Origin of the sequence: Sphingomonas adhaesiva (assembly GCF_002374855.1) — a bacterium.
Classification (GTDB): domain Bacteria; phylum Pseudomonadota; class Alphaproteobacteria; order Sphingomonadales; family Sphingomonadaceae; genus Sphingomonas; species Sphingomonas adhaesiva.
Genome location: NZ_NWVC01000001.1, coordinates 635,382 through 660,299 on the forward strand (window position 1 = coordinate 635,382; position 24,918 = coordinate 660,299).

Annotated in this window: 20 protein-coding genes and 1 tRNA gene; 8 read left to right on the plus strand and 13 right to left on the minus strand. The window is 68.6% G+C overall.

What is annotated here, in order from left to right; all coding sequences use genetic code 11:
* The first annotated feature begins 10 nt into the window (after nucleotides 1-10).
* Nucleotides 11-1,948 (plus strand): flavin-containing monooxygenase, encoded by a 1,938-nt coding sequence (locus COA07_RS03105; protein ID WP_066707445.1) that lies wholly within the window; start codon nucleotides 11-13, stop codon nucleotides 1,946-1,948.
* A gap of 92 nt (nucleotides 1,949-2,040) precedes the next feature.
* Here the strand turns inward: COA07_RS03105 and COA07_RS03110 are convergent, their stop codons facing one another.
* The 10 genes from COA07_RS03110 to COA07_RS03155 form a co-directional block, all read right to left on the minus strand.
* The gene (locus COA07_RS03110) at nucleotides 2,041-4,368 is read right to left on the minus strand and encodes a TonB-dependent receptor (protein WP_245841973.1); all 2,328 of its coding nucleotides are present in this window, start codon (nucleotides 4,366-4,368) and stop codon (nucleotides 2,041-2,043) included.
* A gap of 203 nt (nucleotides 4,369-4,571) precedes the next feature.
* Nucleotides 4,572-5,483 (minus strand): glycosyltransferase family 2 protein, encoded by a 912-nt coding sequence (locus COA07_RS03115; RefSeq protein WP_096640418.1) that lies wholly within the window; start codon nucleotides 5,481-5,483, stop codon nucleotides 4,572-4,574.
* Entirely contained in the window at nucleotides 5,480-6,376 is an 897-nt protein-coding gene (locus COA07_RS03120) for a polysaccharide pyruvyl transferase family protein (RefSeq protein ID WP_066707447.1), read from the minus strand. The genes COA07_RS03115 and COA07_RS03120 overlap by 4 nt, the downstream gene beginning before the upstream one ends.
* Nucleotides 6,373-7,449, minus strand: a complete 1,077-nt coding sequence (locus COA07_RS03125; protein ID WP_066707449.1) for a glycosyltransferase — start codon at nucleotides 7,447-7,449, stop codon at nucleotides 6,373-6,375. Before COA07_RS03125 ends, COA07_RS03120 begins: the two co-directional genes overlap by 4 nt.
* Entirely contained in the window at nucleotides 7,446-8,387 is a 942-nt protein-coding gene (locus COA07_RS03130; protein ID WP_066707451.1) for a galactosyltransferase-related protein, read from the minus strand. The genes COA07_RS03125 and COA07_RS03130 overlap by 4 nt, the downstream gene beginning before the upstream one ends.
* Nucleotides 8,384-9,529, minus strand: coding sequence for a glycosyltransferase (locus COA07_RS03135; RefSeq protein WP_066707453.1), 1,146 nt, complete (start codon nucleotides 9,527-9,529; stop codon nucleotides 8,384-8,386). Before COA07_RS03135 ends, COA07_RS03130 begins: the two co-directional genes overlap by 4 nt.
* Nucleotides 9,526-11,538 (minus strand): HAD-IIB family hydrolase, encoded by a 2,013-nt coding sequence (locus COA07_RS03140; protein WP_245841974.1) that lies wholly within the window; start codon nucleotides 11,536-11,538, stop codon nucleotides 9,526-9,528. Before COA07_RS03140 ends, COA07_RS03135 begins: the two co-directional genes overlap by 4 nt.
* A gap of 224 nt (nucleotides 11,539-11,762) precedes the next feature.
* Nucleotides 11,763-13,823, minus strand: coding sequence for a putative bifunctional diguanylate cyclase/phosphodiesterase (locus COA07_RS03145; RefSeq protein WP_066707458.1), 2,061 nt, complete (start codon nucleotides 13,821-13,823; stop codon nucleotides 11,763-11,765).
* Nucleotides 13,820-14,317: a GAF domain-containing protein gene (locus tag COA07_RS03150; protein ID WP_169803495.1), complete on the minus strand. Its 498-nt coding sequence runs from the start codon at nucleotides 14,315-14,317 to the stop codon at nucleotides 13,820-13,822. The genes COA07_RS03145 and COA07_RS03150 overlap by 4 nt, the downstream gene beginning before the upstream one ends.
* Before the next feature lie 751 nt (nucleotides 14,318-15,068).
* Nucleotides 15,069-15,158: transfer RNA gene (locus COA07_RS03155), tRNA-Ser, on the minus strand.
* Between the two features lie 162 nt (nucleotides 15,159-15,320).
* Between COA07_RS03155 and COA07_RS03160 the strand changes: the two genes are divergently transcribed.
* The 6 genes from COA07_RS03160 to COA07_RS03180 all read left to right on the plus strand — a co-directional run bounded on the left by COA07_RS03160 (nucleotide 15,321) and on the right by COA07_RS03180 (nucleotide 20,559).
* The gene (locus COA07_RS03160) at nucleotides 15,321-16,145 is read left to right on the plus strand and encodes a DUF1134 domain-containing protein (RefSeq protein WP_096640419.1); all 825 of its coding nucleotides are present in this window, start codon (nucleotides 15,321-15,323) and stop codon (nucleotides 16,143-16,145) included.
* Between the two features lie 83 nt (nucleotides 16,146-16,228).
* Nucleotides 16,229-16,393, plus strand: a complete 165-nt coding sequence (locus tag COA07_RS18170; RefSeq protein ID WP_157085295.1) for a hypothetical protein — start codon at nucleotides 16,229-16,231, stop codon at nucleotides 16,391-16,393.
* 317 nt (nucleotides 16,394-16,710) lie between these two features.
* Nucleotides 16,711-17,343, plus strand: coding sequence for an SIS domain-containing protein (locus COA07_RS03165; protein ID WP_083956939.1), 633 nt, complete (start codon nucleotides 16,711-16,713; stop codon nucleotides 17,341-17,343).
* A complete protein-coding gene (locus COA07_RS03170; protein ID WP_066711814.1) occupies nucleotides 17,340-18,290 on the plus strand; it encodes an SDR family NAD(P)-dependent oxidoreductase in 951 nt (316 codons plus the stop codon). The genes COA07_RS03165 and COA07_RS03170 overlap by 4 nt, the downstream gene beginning before the upstream one ends.
* On the plus strand, nucleotides 18,287-19,588 hold the full coding sequence (locus tag COA07_RS03175; RefSeq protein ID WP_066711815.1) for an HAD-IIIA family hydrolase: 1,302 nt from the start codon (nucleotides 18,287-18,289) through the stop codon (nucleotides 19,586-19,588). Before COA07_RS03170 ends, COA07_RS03175 begins: the two co-directional genes overlap by 4 nt.
* Nucleotides 19,585-20,559: a GHMP family kinase ATP-binding protein gene (locus COA07_RS03180; protein WP_066711816.1), complete on the plus strand. Its 975-nt coding sequence runs from the start codon at nucleotides 19,585-19,587 to the stop codon at nucleotides 20,557-20,559. The genes COA07_RS03175 and COA07_RS03180 overlap by 4 nt, the downstream gene beginning before the upstream one ends.
* Here COA07_RS03180 and COA07_RS03185 read toward each other — a convergent pair.
* A complete protein-coding gene (locus COA07_RS03185; protein ID WP_066711817.1) occupies nucleotides 20,543-21,790 on the minus strand; it encodes a hypothetical protein in 1,248 nt (415 codons plus the stop codon). The two genes, COA07_RS03180 and COA07_RS03185, sit on opposite strands and share 17 nt — an antisense overlap.
* Nucleotides 21,791-21,945: 155 nt before the next feature.
* The gene (locus COA07_RS03190; RefSeq protein WP_096640420.1) at nucleotides 21,946-22,764 is read right to left on the minus strand and encodes a transglutaminase-like cysteine peptidase; all 819 of its coding nucleotides are present in this window, start codon (nucleotides 22,762-22,764) and stop codon (nucleotides 21,946-21,948) included.
* A 183-nt stretch (nucleotides 22,765-22,947) separates the two neighbouring features.
* Between COA07_RS03190 and COA07_RS03195 the strand changes: the two genes are divergently transcribed.
* A complete protein-coding gene (locus COA07_RS03195; RefSeq protein ID WP_066713712.1) occupies nucleotides 22,948-24,297 on the plus strand; it encodes an O-antigen ligase family protein in 1,350 nt (449 codons plus the stop codon).
* On the opposite strand, the gene COA07_RS03200 is transcribed toward COA07_RS03195, so the two are convergent.
* Nucleotides 24,244-24,909 carry a hypothetical protein gene (locus COA07_RS03200; protein WP_096640421.1) on the minus strand — a complete coding sequence of 222 codons (666 nt, stop codon included), beginning with the start codon at nucleotides 24,907-24,909 and terminating at the stop codon, nucleotides 24,244-24,246. The genes COA07_RS03195 and COA07_RS03200 overlap by 54 nt on opposite strands.
* Between the last annotated feature and the right edge of the window lie 9 nt (nucleotides 24,910-24,918).

The window sequence follows — 24,918 nt, forward strand, 5'->3', positions numbered from 1 at the left end:
TCGACCCGAGATGGACATCGCACAAGGGACCACGCACGCGCCGTCCGAGATCGACTGGGCGCTACTGGACGCCGGCATCGACGAGGGCAACATTCCCTCGTTGCTGATGGTGCTGACGCAGTTGACCGGCAATCTCGCCTGGCTGGAGCCGCCCTACGCCCCGCTGCGCGGGCGCGGCCTCGACGACAATGACGATGCCCGCCTTCCGCCCGAGGTACAGGCCGACATCCGCACCGCCGCGAAGGCCGCGATCCGCGACTGGCTGGGCGGCGCGCCGATGGGCCTGCCCCGCCCCGACGATGCCACGCTGGCACGGATGCTCGGCGTGTCGATGGCGGAACCGGTGCCGTCCGGCTATGGCGAGATCATCGCCGACGATCTGGGCTTCAGCGAGCGGCCGGAACGCCGGCCTGCCCCGGATGGATTTCGTGCCATCATCATCGGTGCGGGCGTGTCCGGTATCTCCGCGGCGGTGAACCTGCGCCAGCGCGGCATCGCCGTCAGCATCTTCGAGAAGAACGAGGATTTCGGCGGCACCTGGTTCGAAAACCGCTACCCCGGCGCCGGCGTCGATACGCCCAACCTGACGTACACCTTCTCCTTCGCCAAGCAGGACTGGTCGCGCAACTTCCCGCTGCGCGACGAACTGTTCGCCTATTTCCGCGACACGGCCGATCGGTTCGGCCTGCGCGACTGCACGACCTTCGGGGCCACCGTGACGCGGGCGACGTGGGATGCCGCGGCGCATCGCTGGAACGTGACGGTGCGTATGGCGGACGGTAGCGAGCACGTCGACACCGCCGATGTCGTGATGAGCGCGGTCGGCGTGCTCAACGTGCCGCAAATCCCGGACATTCCCGGTTCGCAGACCTTCCCAGGCGAAATCATCCATACCGCGCGCTGGAACGATTCCATCGACGTGAAGGGAAAGCGCGTCGCCGTCGTCGGCAACGGCGCGTCGGCGATGCAGATCGTCCCTGCGATCGCCCCGGACGTCGCGCATATGACGATCTTCGCCCGCTCGAAACAATGGGCCGCCCCCTTCCCGCAATTCGGGCGCCGCATTCCGGAGGGCGTCCGCTACCTCATGCGGCTCGTTCCGCTGTACCGCGACTGGTATCAGCAGCGGCTGACCTGGACCTTCAACGATCGCATCCACTCCTCGCTCTTCAAGGATGCGGACTGGTCGGATCAGGCGCGGTCGCTGAACCAGGTGAATGACGGGCATCGCGCCTTCTTCACCCGCTATGTCGAGGAGCAGCTCGCCGACCGGCCCGATCTGGTGCCGCACGTCCTGCCTGACTTTCCGCCGTTCGCGAAGCGGATGCTGCTCGACAACGGCTGGTATCGCACCATCCGGCGGGACAATGTGACGCTGATCCCGGAACATCTCGCCAGCATCGACGGCACCATGGTCCGCGCCGCCGACGGACAGGAGGCGGAGGTTGACACGATCATCCTCGCCACCGGCTTCCGCGCTGCGGAGTTCCTCGGCTCCTACGACGTGGTGGGGCGCGATGGACAGCGGCTCCACGACGTATGGGACCACGACGACGCGCGCGCCTATCTCGGCACCGTCATTCCCGGCTTTCCCAACTTCTTCCTGCTGCTCGGCCCCAATGTCGGGTCGGGCCATGGAGGCAGCATGATCCGCTCGATCGAGTGCCAGACGAACTATCTGATGGGCGTGCTCGACGAACTCTTCGCCCGTCACGCCGAGGCGGTGGAAGTCCGGCAGGAGGTCTATGACGACTATGCCCGCCGGATCGACGAAGCCCATGAGAAGATGGTCTGGACCCATGGCGGGGCGCGCAACTGGTATCGCAATTCGCGCGGCCGGGTGACCGCCATCACCCCCTGGCGCAACGATGACTTCTGGCGGATGACCCGCGCACCGAACCCGGCGGAATATGTGTTCGAACGCGGTCAGGAAAGCGACGCCGCCTGATACGACAAGAGGCACCGCGGTCGAGCCGCGGTGCCTCGCTTCTTCCGTCTTCAGAGGCCGCCGCGAGGAGATCGCGGCGGCCCTTTTCCGTGTCAGAACTTAAGGCTCAGGGTCAGCCCATAGGTGCGCGGCGGCAGCAACGAGCCGACCCGGACATAGGCGAAGGTACCCGCCGACACGATGTTGTTCGCGATGACGAACTCGTTGGTCAGGTTCTTCACCCAGCCCCCGATCGTGTAGCGATCGTCCGGCCCGTGATAGGTCACGGCCGCATTCAGCATCGTGAAGGCGCCCTGCTCCGCATCACGGTTGTTGAATTCGGAGAAGAACACCTTCGTCTGGTACTTGGCATCCCCGCTGAAGGTGAGGCGCGTATCGTTCGGCAGCGGCACGTCGAAGTCGAACCCGCCGCCAACCGAGAAGCGCGGCGCATTGGGAAGGCGCTTGCCGCTGAGATCGACGAGGGCCGGATCGGTCGGACACGCCGCGTAGGAGATGCCGGGCCGCGCCGGGAAGGCGGCGCCGTAATAGGCGTTGCAGAACTGCTTGAATTCGGCGTTGAGATACGAGGCGTTGAGGTTCAGCGACAGGTTGCGGCTGACCTTGCCCTCGAACTCCAGCTCGCCGCCGAAATTGCGTGCCGACGCTGCGTTGATCGTCTGCACGATATTTTGCGCGTTGACGAAGCTGACCTGCAGATCGGTATAGTCGTAGTAGAAGGCCGCGCCGCTCAGCAGCATGCGCCCCCCGGCCAGCTTTTGCTTGAAGCCGCCTTCGTAACTCCACACCGTCTCGGGATTGATCGCGGGGTCGGCACTGCCGACGTTGATGACGCCCGATTTGAACCCCTTCGTCACGCTGGCGTAGAACAGGGTCTGCCCGCTCGGCTTGTATTCCAGCAGCACGCGCGGGGTGATCGAGGACCAGCCCTTGGCTTCGTCGGTCGGGATCACGACGCCGATCGCGTCGAAGCGGAACTCGCCGTTGCCGCGGCGATGCTCGTAATTGTATCGCGCGCCGACCGTCAGGCTCAATTCGTCGGTGAGGTCGTAACGACCCTGCAGATAGCCGCCGAAGGCGTCGATCTTGACCGTACCGATCTGTGAATAGGCGCCACCGTCGAACGTGTTGGCGGGCAGGCCGAAAAGCACGCCCAGATTGATCGTCGGCACCAGCACCGTGCCGTCGAGCTTCTCATGGAAATACATTGCCCCGCCGAGCAGCGAGAAGCGGTCGCCCTGATAATTGACCGTGACTTCCTGGCTGAAGCTCTTGCTTTCCTCGTGATAGTCGTTGCGGCCGGCCAGCCACACGTCCGAGACGTCGAGATCGTCGCGCTGGAAGCGTCGGAAAGCGCGATAGGCGGTAATCGACTTGACGCTGAGCGCGCCACCGTCGGTCCAGTCGATGATGCCGGTCAGGCCCGTGCCCTTCCGGTAATTGATCGCCTCCTGATCGGAATAGATGTTGCGAAGGTTCGGCTGCTCGCCGCGCGCGGCATAATAGTCGAAGATCGACTTGCCGCCGAGCAGCTTGTGCGGAAGCGCCGAATCCGGAACCACCGACGGTCCGAAATAGTGGAAGGCGTAATTGTTGTCGTTCTCACGAACGTGATCGACGATCAGGGTGCCGGTCAGCGTGTCCCCGACCTTGCCGACAAGGGTACCGCGCAGCGCGTAGGAATCGCGATTGTCGACCGGCGCGCCGGTGAACAGGTTCACACCATAGCCGTCACGTCGCTCGTATTTGCCGGCGATCCGCGCCATCAACCGGTCGCCGACGATACCGCCGCCGATCGCGCCCTCCAGGATCTGGCTGTCGTAATTGCCGTAGGTCGCGCGCACGTAGCCGCTCAACTCGTCCGTTGGACGGGTCGTGACCATGTTGATCGCGCCCGCGGTCGCACCACGGCCGTAGAGGATGCCCTGCGGCCCGCGCAGCACCTCGATTTGCTCCAGGTCGAAGAAGCCGCTGAGCTGCTGCGCTGGACGCGCCAGGATCGCGCCATTCTGAAGGAACGCGACCGCGCCCTCACCGCCGATGTCGAAGTTGTTGAGGCCGATACCGCGGATGAAGGTGCGGTTCACGCCGAATTGGTCGCCGATCGACACATTGGGCACTACCGTCTGAAGGTCGGCGATATTCTGGACACCGCCGGGTGCCAGCTGCGCCGCAGTGATCGCGCTGATCGCCGCCGGCGTGCGGCTGAGCGGCGAGGCCTCTTTCGTCGCTGTGACGATGATGTCGCTGATGCCGTCACCCTGGGCGCTTTGCGCGTCGGTCGCGGCAGCAGAAGGCGGGTGCGGCACGTCGGCGGTCGTGGCACTCCCCGGCGATCCGCTCTGTGCAAGCGCAGGAGTCGCCGCCAGCATGACCCCGGCCAGCGGAAGACACAGGAACTTCATCGACTTAGCGCGCATCGACACCCTCCCATCACCAAACTTTTATTTATTCTACCAGCGAGTATATTGGATATGTCATAGGTAGGCAAGCCCGTCCGTGTGGTCTATCTACTCATGAGTATGGCTAAGCGGCTCGGTGCTGCATTGGGTGCGACGCTGCCCCGGAAGCGATGGCCGACGTGATCGAGCAGGCGTTCCGCAGCGCCGGCTGTGCGTCGACCTCAGGCCGCCACGGAACGCAGCGCGGCGCGGGCGTAGGCGGCCATGCCGCGCATCTTGTGTCGGAGCCGAAAGCGGTAGAAGCGCGGGATATCGCGATGGGTCGTGACCGGCGCCCACCGGTCGCGGGTCAGGTCCGCGACATCGCGCAGCAGGAAGCGCAGGATGCGCGGATCGCGGAACAGGTGCTTGGCATAGAGCGCGCCGTCGCCATAGCTGTAACCGGCGAGCAGATCGGTTTCCTCGCTCGTCTCGCGCCGCCCGTGGAAATGATCGACCACGATGCGCGGATCGTAACGGACGGGAATGCCCAGCCCCATCGCGCGAAACAGATAATCGGTGTCCTCCGCCGCGGCGAAGAGGGCGCCGGCCCCGAAACGCTCGTCAAACGCACCGGTTCGCGCCGCGACGCTGGCGGTGAAGGCGAGGTTCGCCCCCATGACGAAGCCGCCCGGAAAGGAGCGGGGCGGCGCGATCATCGGATGGTCTTCCGTCTTGATCGTGATTGGCAGGTCCGCGGGATCCCCGCGCCGGATCCGCCCCCCGATGACGACGGGGCCGCCATGTTCCGCGAAGCACGCCTTCAGCGCGCGGAAGAAGTCGCGGTCGACCGTGCAATCGTCGTCGGTCATCGCGATGACGGCCCCGCGCGCGGCGGACAATGCCGTGTTGCGGGCGACCGCCAGTCCCGGCCGCGGTTCGTGCAGCAGACGTACCGGCGCCTCCTCGGTCCCTCGCCAGCTCTCGATCAGGGCGGCCGTGGCATCGACGGAGCCGTTGTCGACGATCACGATCTCGACCGTGACACCGTCTGCTGCACGCAACGCATGGGACAGCGACGCCAGCAGGCGCCGCAACGATGGCGCACGATTGCGCGTACAGACCAGCAGGCTGACGTCGATCGACGGGGTCACGCCGCCAGTTCTCCGTCGCCCCTCGGCAGCAGAAGCGGCGAGCCGCGCGTCCACGCATCCATATAGGCGCCGATCTTGCCGTAACGATTGTCCAGCACCGCGTGCGGGATGCCGAGCAGCAGCGCCAGGATATGCGCGTGCAAGCGATCGGTCACGATCGTCCGGCCGGTCGACAACAGGTCCAGCCCGCGCTTGAGCCGGTCGGTCGCCTGCCGTTCCCGTGCGGCGATGTCGGCCCCTGCTGCGGGCGGCGTGTCCTCGTCCAACCAATCGACCACCATCGTCGCTGGTGGGATATTCGTTGCATGGTCGCGGCGCTCCGCATCGCTGCGCATCAGGGCCAGGACATCGACCGTCGCCGCCCGGCGCGGCTGGAGACCGAGCGCAAACGCGGAATCGGGTGCCAGGATCGCGCGATCGCCCAGCCAGTCGCGCGCTGCGGTCAGGCTGATGCGGTCGCGGACGCAAAGGGTCAGATCGGGGTGGCGCGCAGCCACGTCGCCGAACCGCCCTGCGGCATCGGCGGCGTCGAAATGGATCGACTGGGGCAGCTGCACGATGCGATAATCGTGCAGCATTGCAATGACGTGTTCGCGAAAGCGTTGGTGGTGCGGCCAGATATCGCCCAGGTTGCCGCCGCCGTGCAGGAGGACGAGCCCGTCGGAGCATTCGTCGCGGAAGCGGCGTTCGTCGAAGTCGTGCCATGTTGAGGTGAAGCAGGGATCGCGACCCGTGACCTGCCGCAGCATCCTCGTCTCGCCGAGCCAGATCGCGCTGTCGCCGACGTTGGGATGGTCGGGAAAGTCGAGCAGGGCGTAGCGATCACCCGGCCCCAGAAACGACCGGTAGAGGCTGCCCAACGCGCCTTGCTGCGCCGTGACGACGTCGCTCATGCGGCGACGGCGGCATCGGGGTCGCGGGCCACTTCGCGATACAGCGACTCGCACCGGTCGAGCCAACGGTCGCGCGTGAACAGTCGCATCACCCGGTCGCGAGGCACGTCCCGCGGGATCTCGATCGCGGCACGCATGGCGTCCGCCAGGGCGGGCACATCGCCTGCGGGCGCGAAGACACCGGCCTCCCCGATCACCTCGCGCGCTGCGCCCATGTCGAAGGCCGCGACCGGCAGGCCGCACGCCATCGCTTCCGCGGCAACGAGACCGAACGGCTCGTCCCAGCAGGGGGTGAAGACGAACAGCGATGCGCGCCCGAGTTCGGCCGCCAGCGCCTCGCCGTCGAGATGGCCGCCATAGGCGATGCCGCCGCCCAGCAGCGGCTCGACCTCCGCCCGCCAGTAATCGGGATCCTCGATCGCGCCGAACAGCGTCAGCGCCATTCCCGCCCGGCGTGCCGCCGCCGCGGCGAAATGCGGCCCCTTGTTCGGGGTGATCCGCCCGCACCACATGGCGGAGCCGTAGCCGCGCGACGTGAAGGGCCAGCGCGCCACGTCGATCCCGTTGTGAAGTACGCTGATCTCGGGCGGCGCACCCTGTGGCCACCATGCCGCCAGCTGCCGGGACGACGTCACGGTCAGGCGATGGCGCGGGGCCGGGCTGGCGGCGACGAACCAGTACAGTGCGTCATAGGGAGGGACATGCAGCGACGTGACCGTGGGCGCCATGGCGGTGCGGCGCTGCTCCAGCGGAAAGCGATGAAGGCTGTTGTTGTGGACGACGTCGAACCCGCCCGCGGCGATCCGATCGCATGCCGCCGCGTAACCGGCGTCCAGATGCGCGATCAGCGGCGCCGATCCGCGATGCTCGGCCCACGGGAACGTCCGCTCGTAATGCTCCGCCAGGACCGGGTCGATGAGGAAGCGGGGGTCGCTGTCGCCCGAGGCGAAGAGAACCACATCATGGCCGCGATCCTGCAATCCGGCGGCGAGATACCAGCAGTGCGATTCCATCCCGCCCGCGAACGGCTGGGCGATCCGCTGGCGCACGTGGGCGAGGATGGCGATCCTCATGCCGCCAGCGTGGCGTCCGCGCGACCGGCATCGTCGGACGCCATGCGCGCTTCCAGTTGGCGGATGACGCTGGCAGTATTGGCGTAAGGCTGGTGGCTCTGCTGCCCGGTCAGCGCCAGATCCTCGTCGCGCGGGCGGCGCAGGATCCGGATCGGCCGGCCGGCGGTGTCGTCGATCAACCCCATGAGCCGGAAGGCGTGGAGCCAATGCCCCATGGTCCGATAGCCCCATTTCGCCTCGAACAGCTCGGCGTTGCGCACGACGCTGTCGAGGTGGTGGACCGGCGGCATGTGGTGCGGATGGTACTGGTGATAGGCCAGGCCACCCTTGATCCAGGCGATCGCGATCCCGGCCTGATCCAGCGTCTTGCCGAAGTCGGTATCCTCGCCGCCATAGCCGCGATAGCGTTCGTCGAAGCCGCCGATGCGCAGGAAGGTGTCGCGGCGCATCGCGAAGTTGAGCGACCAGAAGCAGCGATAGTCGGCGCAGACCTCGATCCCCCGCGGCGGCGGACCGCGGCGGTCCGAATGCCTGACCGCCACCTCAGCGAAGCGATCGTAATCGCATCCCCCCGCGGTCGCGCCACCGGGCAGGTACATGACCTCGCCCATCAGCAGCCCGTCGAATTCGGCCGCAAAGCCGGCGTAATCCGAAATGAGGCCGGGTGCCGGGATACAGTCCATGTCGAGGAAGACCAGGACGTCGCCGATCGCCTGCCGCGCGGCGGCATTGCGCGCCCTGGCGAGTGGCAGGGCGTCGCCGACGATGCGGAGCTGCCGGATCGGGAACGGCGCATCCGGAAGGGTATAGAGCTCGTCCTGCATCACCGCCACGATCAGCTCGTCGGGCTGCCGATCCTGCACGGCAAGCCCGCGTACGACATTGACGAGATGATCCGGCCGCCCCTTGGCGAGCGTTACGACGGAAACGATGGTCATTGCGGGCGAGGCTCCAGAACGATCGGGGTGACGGCGGGGGTGAGCGGCGCGCCGAGGCGCGCGGCGAGCATTTCGAGCCACAGGGCGACGCGGTCCGCCGGGGCATCGTCGATCATCGCGCGCTGGCGGCCGGGGCTGTGCGTCGCCCATGCCTCGTTCAACGCCTCCGTCCACCCGTTCGCCGAGGAGGGAAGATGGGGGCGCACGCACGCCACGCCGGCGGCGGCGAGCGCCTCCGCCTTACGATGCTGTTCGTCGAAATAGCGCCACTCGGGCACGGCAAGCCAAGGGCGGCCAGCGGCCAGGATCTGCTGGCACGTGGTGTTTCCGGTCGACGCGATGACGAGATCGGCGGCGGCGATATGGTCCGCCGCATCATCGACCCAGCCGCGATGCTCGATGTTGGCCGGCTCGGTCGCATGCCAGTCACGCTGGATCTTGCCGATCGTGATCCATCGCGCGGAGGGACGCGACCGGGCGCCGACCCCCAATGGCGCCTGCGCGAAGCCCTCGCCCCCGCCGCCCGACAGGACGAGGATCATTTCCTCGTCGGGCAGCACGCCGATCCGCTGTCGCGCGACCTCGCGCTCGGGCATGCGCAGGTCGATGCCCAGCCCGCCGGCAAAACAGGTCTTGGCGCGGAACGTCGCATCCCATTCGGGCTGCGCGAGATCGGCGTGAAACGGTGCAAGCAGCCCCGCGGCGCCGTCATACGCCGCCTGATGCCCGGCATCCCCGCGATCGCCGTGCTGGACCACCTTCACATGCGGCACCGAGCAGATGCGGGCGAGCTGCGCGATCTCCGCCGACACGTCGCAGATCATCAGCGCGGGGTCCGCATGATCGAACCAGTGCGTCAGCGTCGCCATGGCATGCCGGATACCGGGCCATCCCAACGGCGCGCAGTGCAAGGTCGCGGGGGTCGACACCCAGTCGAGACCCGGCGTCTCGTCTCCGTTGGCTTCGAACAGCGAGGGCAGACGGACGATCTCGACCTGCCCGGACATGGCGGGGAAGATGTCGTCGCGCGCGCAGAAGACGGTCAGCGGACGCCCTGCCGGAAGGGCATTGGCGATCGCGGCACAGCGTTCCGCATGGCCGCGGCCCTGGTGGTGGACGAAATAGCCGAACGGTCGCGTCATGCCGCGACGGCCACGGGCGCCACGTCGGCAAAGGTGATGGCGCCCCGCTCGATCGCCTCCAGACCCTCCACGACGCCCCCCGCATGGTGGCGCCGCGCGCGGTACAATCCGCGACGCGTCGGAAGCGCGGCAAGCTCGTCCCCGGCATTGCCGACCACGATCGCGTGGCCGCACGCGGTGAGCATATCGACATCGTTGCCGCTGTCGCCCGCCGCGACCGCGTTCGCCAGCGTCCATCCGTGCCGTGCCGCGTACGCGGCGATCGCCGCCGCCTTGCCGCCGCGCGGGGCGAGGACGTCGATCAGGCGACCGTGCGAAAACACGACGCGCGCGGCAAGCTCGGCCCGGTCGAGTGCGCGACGGATGCGCGTCGCATCCGAGGCGTCGCCGAAGAAGCTGATCTTGTGGCGGCCGGCGGTGTCGGCCGGCTGCGGATCGAGGTCGAGACGGTCGAGCGTGGCGCAAACCGCATCGCGGTCCCACCCGGTGTCGAGGAGACGCGCGAAGTCCGCGCACGCGCGCCACTGTCCGTTACCGTCGGCCAGCATCAGCCTTGTGCCCACGTCGGTAATGAACGCGTCGGGCATGGGAAGGCGCCAGCGGTTCAGGATCAGTCGCGCGGCGTCCATCTCGCGTCCCGTCGCGACCACGAACGGCAGTGCGGATCGCCGCCGCCACTCGGCGAACGCCTCGGCACCGGCGCGACAGCCGGTCAGCGTGTTGTCGATGTCGCTGGCCAGAAAGCGCGGCGTCGCGGCGGCGGCGTAGATTGCCGCGGAGTCCGCGGCATAGCGGTGCCAGCAATAGGCGCGCGCGCCCTTTCGGGCAGCATCGGCAAGCGCCGCATGCCGCACCGGGTCCGAGACGATGGCATGAATGGCCTCACCGATCGCCCTGTCGTCGCGTGGATCGACCAGGATACCGTGCCCGATCGCGCCGAGGATGTCCGCAGGGCCGCCGTACCGCGTCGAGACGACCGGCACCCCGGCGGCGGCGGCCTCGATCACGGTGAGGCCGAACGGTTCGTGCAAGGCGGGATTGACGAACACGCCGCCGCGTGCCGCCAAGGCATAGAGCGCCGCGACATCCTCGACGTCGTGAACCGGCGGCAGGGCGATCCGGCCATGCAGCCCGTGCTCGGCCGCGAGCGCGTCGATCTCTGAGAGCACGCCCACCTCCTCCGCGGAAGCATTCGCATGCTGCCCGGCGAGGATGACGAGATTGGCACGCTCGCGAAGGATGGGGTGGTTCGCATAGGCGCGGACCAGCGCCGCCAGGTTCTTCTTCCTGACCGGCCGCGCCACCGCCAGGACGATCGGCAACGCCGGTTCGGTCAGCCACGTCGACAGGCGGTCCACCACCGTCGGCGCCGTCGCGATCAGGTCCCTCCGCGGCACGCCCGGCGGGAGGATATGGACACGATCGCCGACACGTACGGCATAGCCGCCGATCTGTCGCTCCGCCTCGTCGCGGGTGGAAACGACGATCGCCGCAGCGTCGGTGATCGCGGCGCGTTCGGCCTCGATGCGTGCCTCGATACCCGCGCCGTCGAGGGCTTGCGCACGCTTGTCGATGCCGAGCGCATGGGGGGTGTAGACGAAAGGGATGCCGAACCGCCGCTCGGCTGCGCGGGCGAGGTCCGCGGCATCGGCGAAATGGGCGTGGACGATGTCAGGGCGCTGCGGAAGGCCTGCGAGATGATCGCAGAAGGCCTTCACGAGGTTGGGCATCTCGGCCGAAAGCGCCTCCTTCTCGAGATAGGCGCTCGTCGCGGTTTCTAGCCGGTGGATTTCCACGCCGGGGACGACCGTCTCGTAACGCTCTCGATGCGCCGCCCCGAGGGCCGCGTCATCGAAAAGGCGGGTGACGATGATGACCTTGTCGACGTCGGGCATCTGGACCTGATGCATCGCCGCTTCGAGGACGTAGGAAATGTGACCGCCGGTGTCGGTCGTCACGCCGAGCGAGACCGGGGGCGACTTCAGGCAGCCGCCCAGCGCTACGTGCATGATAATCAATCGCTTCCCCTTCGGGGAGGAAAACGTGGATCTACGAGGAACGCTCCGAGACAGGCCGCCCTGGAAACATATTGTTTTTTTCAATGGTATAGCTTGGCGCGGGCGGCGAAATCGTGATGATCTGGATCAATCACCGCTGCAAAGCTCGCCAAGCCGACGTCGCGTGATCGGCACGTGACGGCGTAGGGGAGCCCTCATCCCCAACAGAGTAGCACCTAAGCGACGAGGCTTGTGGCCTCCGTCGCCGCTTGCGCGCGCGCGATGATCGAACGCGTCCTGCCGGCATCGACCAGTTCGCGCGACGGCTTGCCGACGAGATATCCCTGGATAGCAGAACAGCCCTCGCGCGCGACGATCCGGTACTGCCCCTCCGTCTCAATACCCTCCGCGAGAACCTGTATCTGGAGCGAGGCGCCCAGGCCCACGATCGAGCGCAGGATCGCGACGGCTTGCCCATCGCCCTCGATCGCGTCGACGAAGGACTTGTCGAGCTTGATCCGGTCGAACGAGAATGATCGCAGCACGTCGAGTGACGAATATCCCACGCCGAAATCGTCCAGCGCGAGACCGACGCCCAGGCCTTTCAGCGCGCGCATCTGTTCGAGCGCATAGTGCCGGTCGCGAATGATCGCGCTCTCCGTCAGCTCCAGCGTGAGCCGCGCCGGTGCAAGCCCGCTATCGGCCAGCGCCCGCCGGACGGTGTCAGTAAGGCCCGGATCGGCAAGGTGGTGCGGCGAGAGGTTGACCGCGACGGGGTGGCGACCGGGCCAGAGCGCCGCCTCGAAGCAGGCCTGTGCGATGATCCAGTTGCTCAGCGGCACGATCTCGCCGATCTCCTCGGCAAGCGGGATAAAGTCGAGCGGCGATACCAGTCCTCGCGTCGGATGCCGCCAGCGGACGAGCGCCTCGTAGCCGCTGATCTCTCCGCTGCCGACCGACACCTGCACCTGGTAATGCAGCTCGAAACTGCCCCTGGCGACGGCATCACGGAGCTCGCAGGCCAGGTCGCGGCGATCGCGAGCGGCATCGTCCATTGCCGGATCGTAAAAGCACGGCGCTTGGGAATGCTCGCCCTTGGCCCGGTACATCGCCAGATCGGCGCGGGCGAGCAGCGTGTCGGCATCTCTCCCGTCCTGGGGGGCGAGCGCGATGCCGATATTCGCGACGATCGATGCCGAAAAGCGCTCGAAGACGAACGGCGCCGCGTAGACGTCGCCAAGCCGCTCGAGGAAGCGATCGAGTTCGGTCCGGTCGTCATAGGAGACCAACGCCGCAAATTCGTCACCGCCCAGGCGCGCGATGAATTCGCCGGGGGCGAGCGCGTCGGTCATCCGGGCCGCGAGCGCAACGAGCAGCTGGTCGCCGGCCTGATGCCCATAAGTGTCGTTGACGCCCTTGAAGCGCGACAGGTCGAGCATGACGACGGCCATGTGCGCCGTACCGGTTTGGCGCTCGCGCCTGAGCGCGATCTCCTCGTTGAAACAGAGGCGGTTCGGCAGGTCGGTGAGCCCATCGTGCAGCGCCATGCGCCGCATCCGCCGATAGGCGTCGCTCTGGGTTTGGCCGTCGATCAGCGCACTCATGGCCGCGCAACCGATGAACAGCATGCCCGCACAGGCCGTTCCCATCGCGAGCTGCATCATGGCCAGTTCGGACAGGCCACTTTCCGTATGAAGCGCCAGGACGTGTATCTTCATCGCGGCCATGCCGATGAAGTGCAGCGCCGCGACGGCCAGGCCGAGGAGCAGTCCACCGGCCACGCGCCGGCGTGGACGCTCGCTGCGGAACGTGACGAAGGCGGCCGCAGACAGCGCCGAGGAGAGGAGAACCGACAGCGCGACATAGCTCCAGCGCCACTCGACGATTCCATCCAGCCTGTACGCCAGCATCCCGGTATAGTGCATCGCGGATATCGCGAATCCCACGATCACTCCGCCATAGGCGGTCAGGGCGCGATCACGGCCGGCGGCGACCGCAAGACCCGGCGCCGCCAGCACGATCGCCACGCCGAGCGAGCCCAGCGTCAGTTCGGGATCGAGCGTGACCGGTACCCCTGCCTCGAACCCCATCATCGCGACGAAATGCGTACACCAGACCATGGTGCCGGTGCCCACGGAGGAAAGGATGATCCAGCCGGCCCTGCTCTTGCGGCTGGACGCCAGGATGCGCCCGAAAAGCTGCACGGTGGCGGCGGACCCGACCAGCGCGACGAGGATCGCAAGGCCGACAAGCCGAAGATCGTGCTCACGGGCGATGCAGGTCACGACATCGATCATGCTGCCGCTTCGTTCCTGACATGCGCCCGGCGCTCCAGCGCGCGGGCGGCTTGCCGCGCCAGGGCGACCAGATAGGCCCGCTGGTCGCGTGACGCGGGCTCGCGCGCTGTCGTGTCGATGACACAGAGGGCGCCAACGTCCGTCCCGTCCATCAACGTCAGTGGCGCGCCGATATAATAGCGGGCGAGCGGATCGCCCATCACGCCGGGCAGGTTCCGGAATTGCGGATTGATGCTCGCATCGCACACCTCCAGCGGCTCACCCCGATCGATCGCGTGGGTGCAAAAGCTGTCTTTCCGGGCAGCGCACTCCACCTCGAAGCCGGTAGCGGCCTTGATCCACAGCGTATCGCTCTCGATAAGCGTCAAGAGCGCGATGGGGGCCGCGAAGGCATCGGCGGCCTGTTGGACGAAGCGGTCGAAATCAGGCTCGGCGACGCCGGTCTCGGCCCCGATGCGCTTCACCGCCCTGACGCGTGACCATTCCTTGATCAATGACCACCGCATCCAGACGCACCATCCTATCCGCACCACCCCCTTGCCGCTGGAATCGTTAAAAAAGGCTGCTTGCGACGGGTATCACATGCCATGGGTCGCGTGCCTCGGACAGCAGTACGGCTTACAGCCTTCTGTCGGACTGCGTCGATCGCCGCCAAGGTTTCCGCCCTCTCGACTTCGGTGAATGCGAACTCGGGAGGCGGCTTACTGTGACCGATCCCGATCGCGCCATCGCCGCCGATGTTCTCTCCCGCAAGCATAGTCAGCAGTGCGCGCTCGGCCTCGGCCGCGGCGGTGAGGAGTTGATCGGCTAGGACTTACCTGTCATTGAAGGTTGAGGAAGTCGGCGGACCCATCGCCCGCCCGATAGTTCCGACGCCTTCCGCGATTGCTACGCCTTCGATACCGGCTGCGTCGCTGTAGCGGTGAACTGTCCCTTGGCAGGCGCTGCTCCAGCGAGTGTCGAATGCCCACGACTCCGCACCGATGACGAAGCGACCGCCCCGGCTTGCAAAGTTGAAGGTGCCCTCACCGAACAAACGCTCTGGCTTCGACGGCTCTACGCTATTCCGCTTCCGGAACTGCATCCGCGCGATTTGCGTCCCGACGCTCGCGACCCCACCCTCGCGACGCTGCCTCATCGTAGCCGGCTCGGCGGCGTGCTCTAGCCCCGCTAAAGTAGGACTGTAGGGCTGTTTGTGGGGCTTTGCGGAGCAGCAGAGCATCCACGCGCTTTTCATAAAGCCACTGGCGGAGACGGAGGGATTCGAACCCTCGGTACGGTTTCCCGTACGACGCTTTAGCAAAGCGTTGGTTTCAGCCACTCACCCACGTCTCCGGGTCACGGCGTGAGGCGGGGCTATAGCGAGGGCTTTCGGTGCGATCAATGCCTTGGTTTCGACTTCCGTCGGTCGCGTTCGTGACTCGGATCGTCGTGCGTTCATTGTGGGGACAGGCGGCGGCAGGCTACAGTCGTCCGATCGGGTGGCGGGATGACGACATGACGGCAAAGCACTACAGGGCGGGCGGCAAGGGCGTGGCGGCGGTGACGCGCGCGCGGGTCGGGCGGGCCGCGGCGCGCGGGTTCTTGGCGCTCGTCGCCGCGGCGGCGCTGACCGGCAGCGCGGTGGCGCAGGTGCGCACGATCGATCCCAATGCCGGGATCGACGCCGACGTGACCGGCACCGCGCCGCGCAACACGACGCCCGCGCCCGGCCCGTCCTATCCGCCGCCGACCGAACCGGCCTATCCCGATGCGCCCGCCGCCGCGCCCGCGCCGCGCACGGCGCCCGTGCCGCCCGCGAACGCCGAAACCCGCGCGGAAGCGACGACGCAGGCCGCCTCCACCTATCGCCGTGACGATCTGATCGCGGCGGGCGAAGGAGTGTTCGGCCGCGGCGCCGAAGGCTTCGCGCAGATCATCGAGAAGATCCTGAAGGACCAGGGCGAACCCAACGCCTATATCGCCGGGCGCGAGGCGTCGGGCGCGTTTGTGCTGGGGCTGCGCTACGGCTCGGGCGTGATGACGCACAAGGTGGAGGGGCAGCGCCCCGTCTACTGGACCGGGCCGTCGGTCGGCTTCGACGTCGGCGGCGATGCCAACAAGGTGTTCGTGCTGGTCTATAACCTGTACGACACGCAGGATCTGTTCACGCGCTTCCCCGGTGCGGAGGGGCGGCTGTACTTCGTCGGCGGCTTTGCGGCGACCTATCTGCGCAAGGGCAATGTCGTGCTGATCCCGGTGCGGCTGGGGGTCGGCTGGCGCGCGGGCGTCAACGTCGGCTACATGAAGTTCACCGAACAGTCGAAGTGGCTGCCCTTCTGACCTTTCGCAACCGAGCGCCCCGCTCGTCGTTGAAACGCCACGGTCCGACGCGACCGGGCACGAAGCGATTGGGGAGTCAAAGGATGCGCGCTCACGATGACGGCATGACGCTGTCGCCGCGGCTATCCGATCTGCCGCGGGACGAGCGGATGGCGGCGCTGTACCAGCGTGCCCAACAGCGCAAGGCCGCGTGGCAGGCGATGCGCGCCCCGGCCGATGGCCTGTGGAGGCGCTGGTTCCGCGGCTGAATTGCCTGCACCTGTCCCCACCCGGGCGCGGGGGCCGCGCAGCCTGATGTCGGCTTGGCGAACAAGCTGCTCACGCGGCTGCCGTGCATCGCCATCATCGTGCCGGTCGTCAGCAGGGCGGCGATGTGGCGGAAACCGCGCCGCCCCCTGATGTGCGCGGCGCCAAGGCGTTCAACATCCAGACGTTGATCCCCAACCGGCGCGCGCCTATCGGCAGGGGTGCGCGCCGGTGCGGTTCGGGGAGCCAATCCCGGCGAAACGCTTTATTGGTGGCTGTGCGGGCATGGCCGTCACGACGACATCAAGGGGACGCATGGATGGCTGACGAACTGCACGATCCGCGGCGACACAATCGCCTGTTCGATACCGGCAGCGCGGCCTCCTACCTGCGCGATTATGCCGATGGCCTGCGCGATGCGCTGCACGGCATCGACGGCGCGGCGCTGGAACGGGCGCGCGCGCTGATCGCCGGGGCGGCGGATGCCGGGCGGCGCGTCTTCGCGATCGGCAACGGCGGGTCCGCCGCGATCGCCGACCATCTGTGCTGCGATCTGACCAAGGGCACGCACACCCATCACCATCCCACGGTCGACACCACCTCGCTCAGCGCCAACACCGCGCTCTACTCCGCGATCGCCAACGATTTCGGCTTCGACACCGTCTTTTCGCGGCAGGTGGAGATGATCGGGCGCGAGGGCGACGTGCTGATCGCGATCTCCTCTTCGGGCAACAGCGCCAACATCCTCAACGCCGTCGCCGCCGCGCAGGCGAAGGGCATGACCGTGATCGGCCTCAGCGGCTTTTCCGGCGGCGGGCTGCGCACGGCGGCGGACGTCGCGCTGCACGTCGACGTCGCCAATTACGGCGTGGTGGAGGATGCGCACCAGGCGCTGATGCACATCATCGCGCAGCTGATCGCCGCCGCCCGCGACGGGACCGCCACCGCGTGACCGTTCTCGTCACCGGCGGTGCCGGCTTCATCGGGTGCCATTTGTGCGAAGTGCTGGTCGCGCGCGGCGAGCGCGTGGTCGTGCTCGACAACCTGCTGCTCGGCCGGCGTGCGCACCTGGCGGCGCTGGACGGCAACGCGGCCTTTACCTTCGTGGAGGGCGACGTGAACGATGCGCCCACGCTCGACGCGCTGTTCGCCGAGCATCGCTTCGACGCGGTGTTCCACCTCGCCGCCAATTCCGACATCGCGGTCAGCCATGCCGATCCGGCGGTGGATTTCGACGCCACCTTCCGCACCAGCTGGTCGGTGCTCGACGCGATGCGCCGGCACGGCACGTCGCGTATCCTGTTCGCCTCCACCTCGGCGGTCTATGGCGAGGCGACCGGCGCGATCCGTGAGGATCACGGCCCGCTCCTGCCCATCTCGCATTACGGCGCGGCGAAGCTGGCGTCGGAGGCGTTCATTTCCTCCTTCGTCGGCAATTACGGCATCCGCGCGTGGATCGCGCGCTTCCCCAATGTCGTCGGCGATCGTTCCACCCATGGCGCGATCCACGATTTCGCGCGCAAGCTGGCGGCGACGCCCGACCGGCTTCAGGTGCTGGGCGACGGCAGCCAGATCAAGCCGTACCTGCACGTCGACGATCTGGTCGATGCGCTGTTGCTGGCGTGGGAAACGATGGATGCGCCGGTAAACCTGTTCAACGTTGGTGGCACCACGCGGTGCAGCGTGCGGCGCATGGCCGAAATCGTCGTGGAGGAAGCCGGCGGCACGGCCGAGATCGCTTATGCCGGCGGCGACCGCGGCTGGATCGGCGACGTGCCCAGCGTCGACTATGACACCACGCTGATCCGCTCGCTCGGCTGGTCGCCGCGGCTCGATTCGGAGGGCGCGGTGCGCGCCGCCGCGCGCTGGGCGCTCCACGCCGCCGGGGTAACCGCATGAAGGCGGTCGTCCTGTGCGGCGGCAAGGGCACGCGCCTGGGGCTGACCGACCGGCCCAAGGCAATGGTGCCGGTCGCCGGCCGGCCGCTGCTGGAACGGCTGGTGGAGGACGTGCGCGACGCCGGCTTCACCGACATCGTCCTGCTCACCGGCCATCTGGCCGAGGTGATCGAGGCGCATTTCGGTGACGGCAGCGCGTTCGGCGTGCGGATCGAGCATGTGCGCGAGGCCGAGCCGCTCGGCACCGCCGGCGCGGTGCGCGATGCGCGGCACCTGCTGACCGGACCGTTCCTGGTGCTGTACGGCGACACGCTGCTCGACGTCGATCTGGCGCGGATGGCGGCTTTCCATGCCGAGCATGGCGGGCTGGGCACGTTGTTCGTCCACCCTAACGATCATCCGCACGACAGCGACCTGCTGGTCGCCGATACCGACCACCGCATCCGCCGCTTCCTGCCCAAGCCGCATCCCGATGGCGCGATGCTGCCCAATCTGGTCAGCGCCGCGCTTTACGTGCTCGATCCCGCGGCGATCGACGCCGTTCCCGCGGACGGTGCCAGCGACTGGGGGCGCGATATCTTCCCCGCGATCGTCGCGGCGGGGGAGCGGCTCAACGCCTATCGCAGCGTCGAATATGTGAAGGACATCGGCACCCCCGCCCGGCTGGCCAAGGGCGAGGCTGACCTTGCCTCCGGCCGCGTCGCGCGGCTCAGCCACCGTCATGCCAAGCCGGCGCTGTTCCTCGACCGCGACGGCGTGCTGAACGTCGAGATCAACGGCGTCCACCGCGCGCAGGACCTGCATCTGATGCCCGATGCGGGCGATGCGGTGCGGATGGCGAACGCCGCGGGCGTGCCGGTGATCTGCGTCACCAACCAGCCCGATATCGCCAAGGGTTTCCTGACCGAGGAGACGCTGGGCGAGGTGATGGCCGCGCTCGACACCGGGCTGGCGGCCTCGGGCGCTTACCTCGACGACACGTTCGTCTGCCCGCACCATCCCGAACGCGGCTGGCCGGGCGAGGTCGCCGCGCTCAAGATCGACTGCGACTGCCGCAAACCGAAGCCGGGCCTGCTGCTCGCCGCGGCGGATCGCCACCACCTCGACCTGTCGCGCTCCTGGCTGATCGGGGATCGCCACGCCGATATCGCCGCCGCCCATGCCGCCGGCGCGCGCGCGGTGCTGCTGGAAACCGGGCACGCCGGCAACGACGCGGGCAACCGCCGTGCCGATCCCGATCACGTCGCCGCCACGCTGACCGATGCGGTCGCCTTCGTTCTGAAAGCCCTTGCCGAATGATCATCTCCCGCACGCCGCTCCGCATCAGCTTCTGCGGCGGGGGCAGCGACCTGCCCAGCTTCTACCGCGACCATGGCGGCGCGGTGCTCAGCATGTCGATCGCGCGCTACGTCTATCTGTCGATGCACGATTATTTCGGCGGTGAAGGCTTCATCCTGAAATATTCGCGACTGGAAACCCCGCGCGACGTCGGCGAGATCCAGCATCGCATCATCCGTGAAGTGTTCGATTCCTATGGCCTGAACGGCGTCGACTTCAATTCCAGCGCCGACGTGCCCGCCGGCACCGGGCTGGGATCGTCAAGCGCCTTCACGGTCGGGCTGCTCAACCTGTGCAACGCATATCGCGGCCGCTACGAAGGGCGCGCTGCCCTGGCCGCGCGCGCGTGCGAGATCGAGATCGAGAAGCTGGGCGAACCGATCGGCAAGCAGGACCAATATGGCTGCGCGCTGGGCGGGCTGAACTTCATCGAATTCCACCCCGACGAAAGCGTCGATTGCGAAGCGGTGCCGATCACGCTGGCGATGCGCCAGAAGATGGAGCGCAACCTCGTGATGTTCTATCTGGGCGGCACCCGCTCGGCCAGCGCGATCCTGAAGCAGCAGAACGCCGCCGCCGCGACCGACCGGCGCGTCACCGACAATCTGCGCGCGATGGTGGAGATGGCGCGCGGGCTGCGCCGCGACATCGTCGGCGATGTCGACGTGCTGGGTGGCTATCTCCACGAAGGCTGGATGCGCAAGCGTGAGCTGGCGGCCGGGATCACCAACCCGCGCGTCGACGACGCCTATGACCGCGCGCGCGCGGCGGGCGCCAGCGGGGGCAAGCTGCTGGGCGCGGGCGAGGCGGGCTTCCTGCTCGCTTACTGCCCCGACGGCACGCGCGACGCGGTCGTCGCCGCGCTGCCCGATTGCCAAGCCTATGACGTGCGGTTCGACGCGATCGGCACGACGATCATCTACTCGGACTGATCGTCGCTCGGGGGCGGTGCGCGCCGTCGCGCGCGCGCAACCATACCGCCGCGCGCCGCCAGATCGCCACCGCGAACAACAGCTCGCCCGCCAATACGCCCAGCACCGACCATAGCGGCCCGCCCGCGACGATCAGCAGCAGCACCGCCACGACCGACGCGACCGACGACCATCCGCTTGCCAGCGCCAGCGTGCGGAACGCGCCACCCGCCTGCAACAGCGCGCTTTCAGGCATCCGCGCCAGCCGCACCGCCGCCACCGCCATCCACGCCGCCGCCGCGCTGCCCACCACCGCCAGCGGGTAATGCGGAAACAGCACATGCGGCGCGACGGTCAGCACGCCGGCCAGCAGCACCGCCGTCGCCACCCAGATCGCAATCAGCACCCATCGGAAGAATCGCACCGCCGACCGCGCGGTGTCGATCCGCCCCTGTGCGATCGCGCCGGCCATCCGCGCGCGCTCGTAATCGGTCAGCGCGTTCATCGCGACCATCACCGGCCGGATCGCCAATGCCCCCGCCGCGATCGGCGCGAAGGCATCCGGCCCCATCAGCGCGGTCACGCAATAGGCATGGGCATTGGCGGTCGCCTCGGTCGTCGCCACCCCGAACAGCGCCCAGCGCGCATGGTCGCGCCAGATCGCCAGATAGCCCCGCCATGCGTCGAGCCGCGGCAGTACGAACTGCACCCGCGCGAAACCCGCGCCGAACGGCATCAGCGACGCCGCGCTCGCCCAGCCCAGGATCGCGCCGGCGGCCACCAGCCCACGCGCCCAGCCGATCGCCATCGCCGCCACCCCGGCGACCAGGATCACGGTATAGATGCCGTCGCTGGTCGCGGTCAGCGCCTGTCGCCCGCGCGCATAGGCCTCCGCGCGCGCATACCAGCGCACCAGCGATGCGGCGGCGAAGGCGGCGAACACCGCCGTGGCCGGCCCGTCCATCCCGACGCCCCAGCCCAGCAACGCCACCAGTCCGGTCGCCAGCACCAGCGCGGGCAGATGCGCCGCGGCGATCTGCGTGCGCACCCTCGCGATGCCGGCGCGGTCCAGCCCGGCGAACAGCGTCGGCAGCGGCGCACAGAACAGCGCGCCCCACACGCCCCACGCCAGCTGGATCGCGACCATCAGGAACGAAAAACGGCCGAACCCCGCCGGATCCAGCTGCCGCACCAGCAACAGCGACAGCAGGAACTGGCCCGCCGCGCCGCCGACCGGCCCGGCCAGCGCCATCGCATAGCGGCCCGCGCTATGGACGGCGAACTCACGCGGTTGGGACAGGCGGTTTCTCCGATCGTCGGGACATGGCGCGGATTCGCCGGACGCGCGCGCTTATCGCCCGAACCGGGCGGTCACGTCGATAGCTGTTGATCCGTCGCCTGTCCCGCTCAGGAACGCGCGTCGTCGCCGACCGCCGGCTGCGAGACCAGCGTCGTGGCGGGCAGTCCGCCGATGCGATGCCATTCCATCGGCGTGTCCGCCCGCTGCTGGCGCAGCCAGACGTAGCGGGTTTCGTTCCAGCGGCGCAGATGCCCCGACAGGCTGTCGAGCACGCGGTCGCCATCCGGCAATCGCGCGACCAGCACCGTGTGCAGGCCGAACCCCTGTTTGAACACCACCGCCAGGAACAGCAGTTCCGGCGGGAAGCCGCCCTCCACCAGCGTCATGCGCTTCTCGATCGCGATATCCTCGCAATCGCCGATCGGGTGCTTGCCCGGTGCCGGGCGTTCCCAATATTCGTCGACGCCGCGCGCGTCGCGGTCGCTGACCTGGATGACGCGGCGGTTGACCTGGCTGTTGACGCGCTTGACGGTGGCCAGCAGGTCGGCGGTCGCAACCGTCGTCGGCACCGTGGCGGCGGGCTGCCGCACGACGGCGGGACGCAGCAGCGCCGCGGCTGGCGGCGTCGCGCCCGGTTCGATCGCACCGGTCACCATCGCCCCCGCGGACCAGATCGGCGGGCACGCAGCGCCGGCGGCGCAGGTCGCCGCCAGCGTCAGCGCCGGCAGGCGATCGGGGGACAGGCCCGCAGCGCACGACACCGTGTCGCGCGCGCAGAAATCGACGAAGCCCGCGGGCGGATCGGCCACTGCGCCGCCGGGCAGGAAGGCCGGCGCGCGTGCGCGCGCGTCCGCCCCGCCGGGCGCCAGGCCACAGGCCAGCGCCGTCGCAGCGGCCATCAGCAGGGACAGGTTCGGTCGGGCCATCGCACTCACTCCAGGCTCTCAGCCCGTCCGCAATGCGCCCTCGCTTCAAAAGATCGCGTGTATTGAGGTGGTTACGACGGCGTGCACCATTTACTTGACGCGGCTTCATACAATCCCGACACCGCCGTCACCGTCGGGCCGCGCACGCTGCTGGCGCCGGGCGGACAAGGAGCCTGACGCCCCATGCCATCCCCCTCCCCGGCCCCCGGCCCGCAGCTCCGATCCGCCATCGCGGATCCGCGCATCGCCGGCTCGGTCGGCGTCTGGTCGCCGAAGGCGGCGGAGCGGCTGCGCGCGATCGCGATGCTGGCTGCCGTGGCGCTGGCCAGCGGATTGTTCTTTCGCGGGTTCAACGACATCGCCGGCCAGGCGGTGTTCACGCTGCTGATGGCCGCGCTGCTGGGCACGGCCTTGTGGTACGATGCGCCATCGGAGCGAGCGTGGCGCGCGACGCTGCCGGTGCTGCTGCCCGCGCTGGCGGCATTCGGCTGGCTGGTGCTGGGCAGCATCGCGGGCACGCCGGCTGCGACGGATCTGGTGCCGGCGGGGCTGCTGTCATGGCTGGGCGGGCTTGCCGCGCTGCTGGCGGGGTGGTGGTCGGCGCGTCACCCGCCGCTGCTGGCGCGTGCGATCGACCTGTGGCTGGCGATCGCGGTCGCGCATCTCGTCCTCGGGCTGGTACTGGTGGCCAGCGGCGCGACCGACGCCTTCGCCTTCTGGCCGGTGGCGCGCGGCAGGCGGTTCCTGGGGCTGATCGGTAATGCCAATGTCACCGCGGGGATCGCGGGGGTCACCGCGTTACTCGCGGCGGCACGGGTGCGCCACGCGATCGCCGCACCGCGCCGCGGTCGCCGCGATACGCTGGTGGTGGCGATGTGGAGCGTGGCGGTCGCGGTCGCGCTGCTGGGGTTGCTGGCCACCGCGTCGCGCTTCACGCTGGCGGTCACGCTGGTGCTGCTCGGCATGCTGGTCGCGCCGGCGCGGCATCGGATCGACTGGCGGCTGGTCGCCGCGGGCGTCGCGCTGACCGCGCTGGCGGCGCTGCCGTTCGCGCGGCTGATCCGGTCGCGTTTCGGGCTGCTGAGCGACGGCATCGACACGCGCTGGCTGATGTGGCGGCGCTATGCCGCGATGATCGGCGACGCCCCGTGGTTCGGGCATGGCGCGAACGGCTTTCCCGCCGCCGCCGCGCATTCGCTGACCGACGTCACCGCCGCGCGCTTCACCTGGATGGTGAATTCCGCGCACGACCTGCCGCTGCAGCTGATCCTGTCGGGCGGACTGCCCTATGCCGCGCTGCTGGCGGCCGCCGGCGTGGTCGCCGTGTGGCGGGTGGCACGGTGGATGATGCGCCGGCCGGTGGCGGCGCAGGATGCCGGGATGCTTTGCGCCTGCCTGCTGCTGCTGGCGCTGTCGCTGATCGACATCGTGCTGGACGTGCCGACCACGATCGGCGTCGCGCTGTTCCTGGCGGGGGCGTTATGGGGCCGCGCGATCGCGCCGCCACTCCAGCAGGACGGGGCGATAGGCTGACGATCCGCGCGCCGATGCCATCACCGGCGCGACCAGATCGGGGTCGATCCGCATCAGCCACACCGCTTCGCGCACCGCCCGCGCGCGCACCTGCGCGTTGAGCAGGTCGAACGTCGCGAACGCCCGCTCCACCCGCCAGGCCCCGGCATGGCGCAGGAACGGCGTCGCGCGGTAACTGGCCGACAGCGCGTCGCGCGCCGCGGCACTGTCGCTCCCGTCGCGAAGGCCGCGGACCCACGCCGCCAGCGCCCATGCCTCGCCCCAGGCGGGGCGTGCCGACGCCGCCATCGTCGCGCGCCGGTCGGCATCGTCGAGCAGGTCGCGGTGCTCCTGCGCATCGCGTTCACGCTGGGCCGCGCGCGCGGTGGCCAGCGCCTCCGCGAAAATTGCCCGTGGCGGATGGAGAAGCGACGGACCCGACGCGGCACCCGCCGGCGACAGCCCGCGCTGCGCGCGCGCATCGGCGGTGTCGACGCGCGCCTCGGCCACCAGCACCATCGCGGCGCCAGCGCTCATCGTCACCAGAACGCAACCGACCGCGCGCGCGATCGGCCGCTCACGGTCGAGCCGCCCCATCGCGCCCCGCGCCGGATCGGCCCTGCCGCGTGCCATGCCGGCGCG

Bases quoted from the DNA above. Each gene is read 5' to 3' on its own strand.
- COA07_RS03105 (WP_066707445.1), top strand. From the start codon at position 11: ATGGACATCGCACAAGGGACCACGCACGCGCCGTCCGAGATCGACTGG.
- COA07_RS03110 (WP_245841973.1), bottom strand. From the start codon at position 4,368: ATGCGCGCTAAGTCGATGAAGTTCCTGTGTCTTCCGCTGGCCGGGGTC.
- COA07_RS03120 (WP_066707447.1), bottom strand. From the start codon at position 6,376: ATGAGCGACGTCGTCACGGCGCAGCAAGGCGCGTTGGGCAGCCTCTAC.
- COA07_RS03125 (WP_066707449.1), bottom strand. From the start codon at position 7,449: ATGAGGATCGCCATCCTCGCCCACGTGCGCCAGCGGATCGCCCAGCCG.
- COA07_RS03130 (WP_066707451.1), bottom strand. From the start codon at position 8,387: ATGACCATCGTTTCCGTCGTAACGCTCGCCAAGGGGCGGCCGGATCAT.
- COA07_RS03135 (WP_066707453.1), bottom strand. From the start codon at position 9,529: ATGACGCGACCGTTCGGCTATTTCGTCCACCACCAGGGCCGCGGCCAT.
- COA07_RS03140 (WP_245841974.1), bottom strand. From the start codon at position 11,538: ATGCACGTAGCGCTGGGCGGCTGCCTGAAGTCGCCCCCGGTCTCGCTC.
- COA07_RS03145 (WP_066707458.1), bottom strand. From the start codon at position 13,823: ATGATCGATGTCGTGACCTGCATCGCCCGTGAGCACGATCTTCGGCTT.
- COA07_RS03160 (WP_096640419.1), top strand. From the start codon at position 15,321: ATGACGGCAAAGCACTACAGGGCGGGCGGCAAGGGCGTGGCGGCGGTG.
- COA07_RS18170 (WP_157085295.1), top strand. From the start codon at position 16,229: ATGCGCGCTCACGATGACGGCATGACGCTGTCGCCGCGGCTATCCGAT.
- COA07_RS03165 (WP_083956939.1), top strand. From the start codon at position 16,711: ATGGCTGACGAACTGCACGATCCGCGGCGACACAATCGCCTGTTCGAT.
- COA07_RS03175 (WP_066711815.1), top strand. From the start codon at position 18,287: ATGAAGGCGGTCGTCCTGTGCGGCGGCAAGGGCACGCGCCTGGGGCTG.
- COA07_RS03180 (WP_066711816.1), top strand. From the start codon at position 19,585: ATGATCATCTCCCGCACGCCGCTCCGCATCAGCTTCTGCGGCGGGGGC.
- COA07_RS03185 (WP_066711817.1), bottom strand. From the start codon at position 21,790: ATGGCGCTGGCCGGGCCGGTCGGCGGCGCGGCGGGCCAGTTCCTGCTG.
- COA07_RS03190 (WP_096640420.1), bottom strand. From the start codon at position 22,764: ATGGCCCGACCGAACCTGTCCCTGCTGATGGCCGCTGCGACGGCGCTG.
- COA07_RS03195 (WP_066713712.1), top strand. From the start codon at position 22,948: ATGCCATCCCCCTCCCCGGCCCCCGGCCCGCAGCTCCGATCCGCCATC.
- COA07_RS03200 (WP_096640421.1), bottom strand. From the start codon at position 24,909: ATGGCACGCGGCAGGGCCGATCCGGCGCGGGGCGCGATGGGGCGGCTC.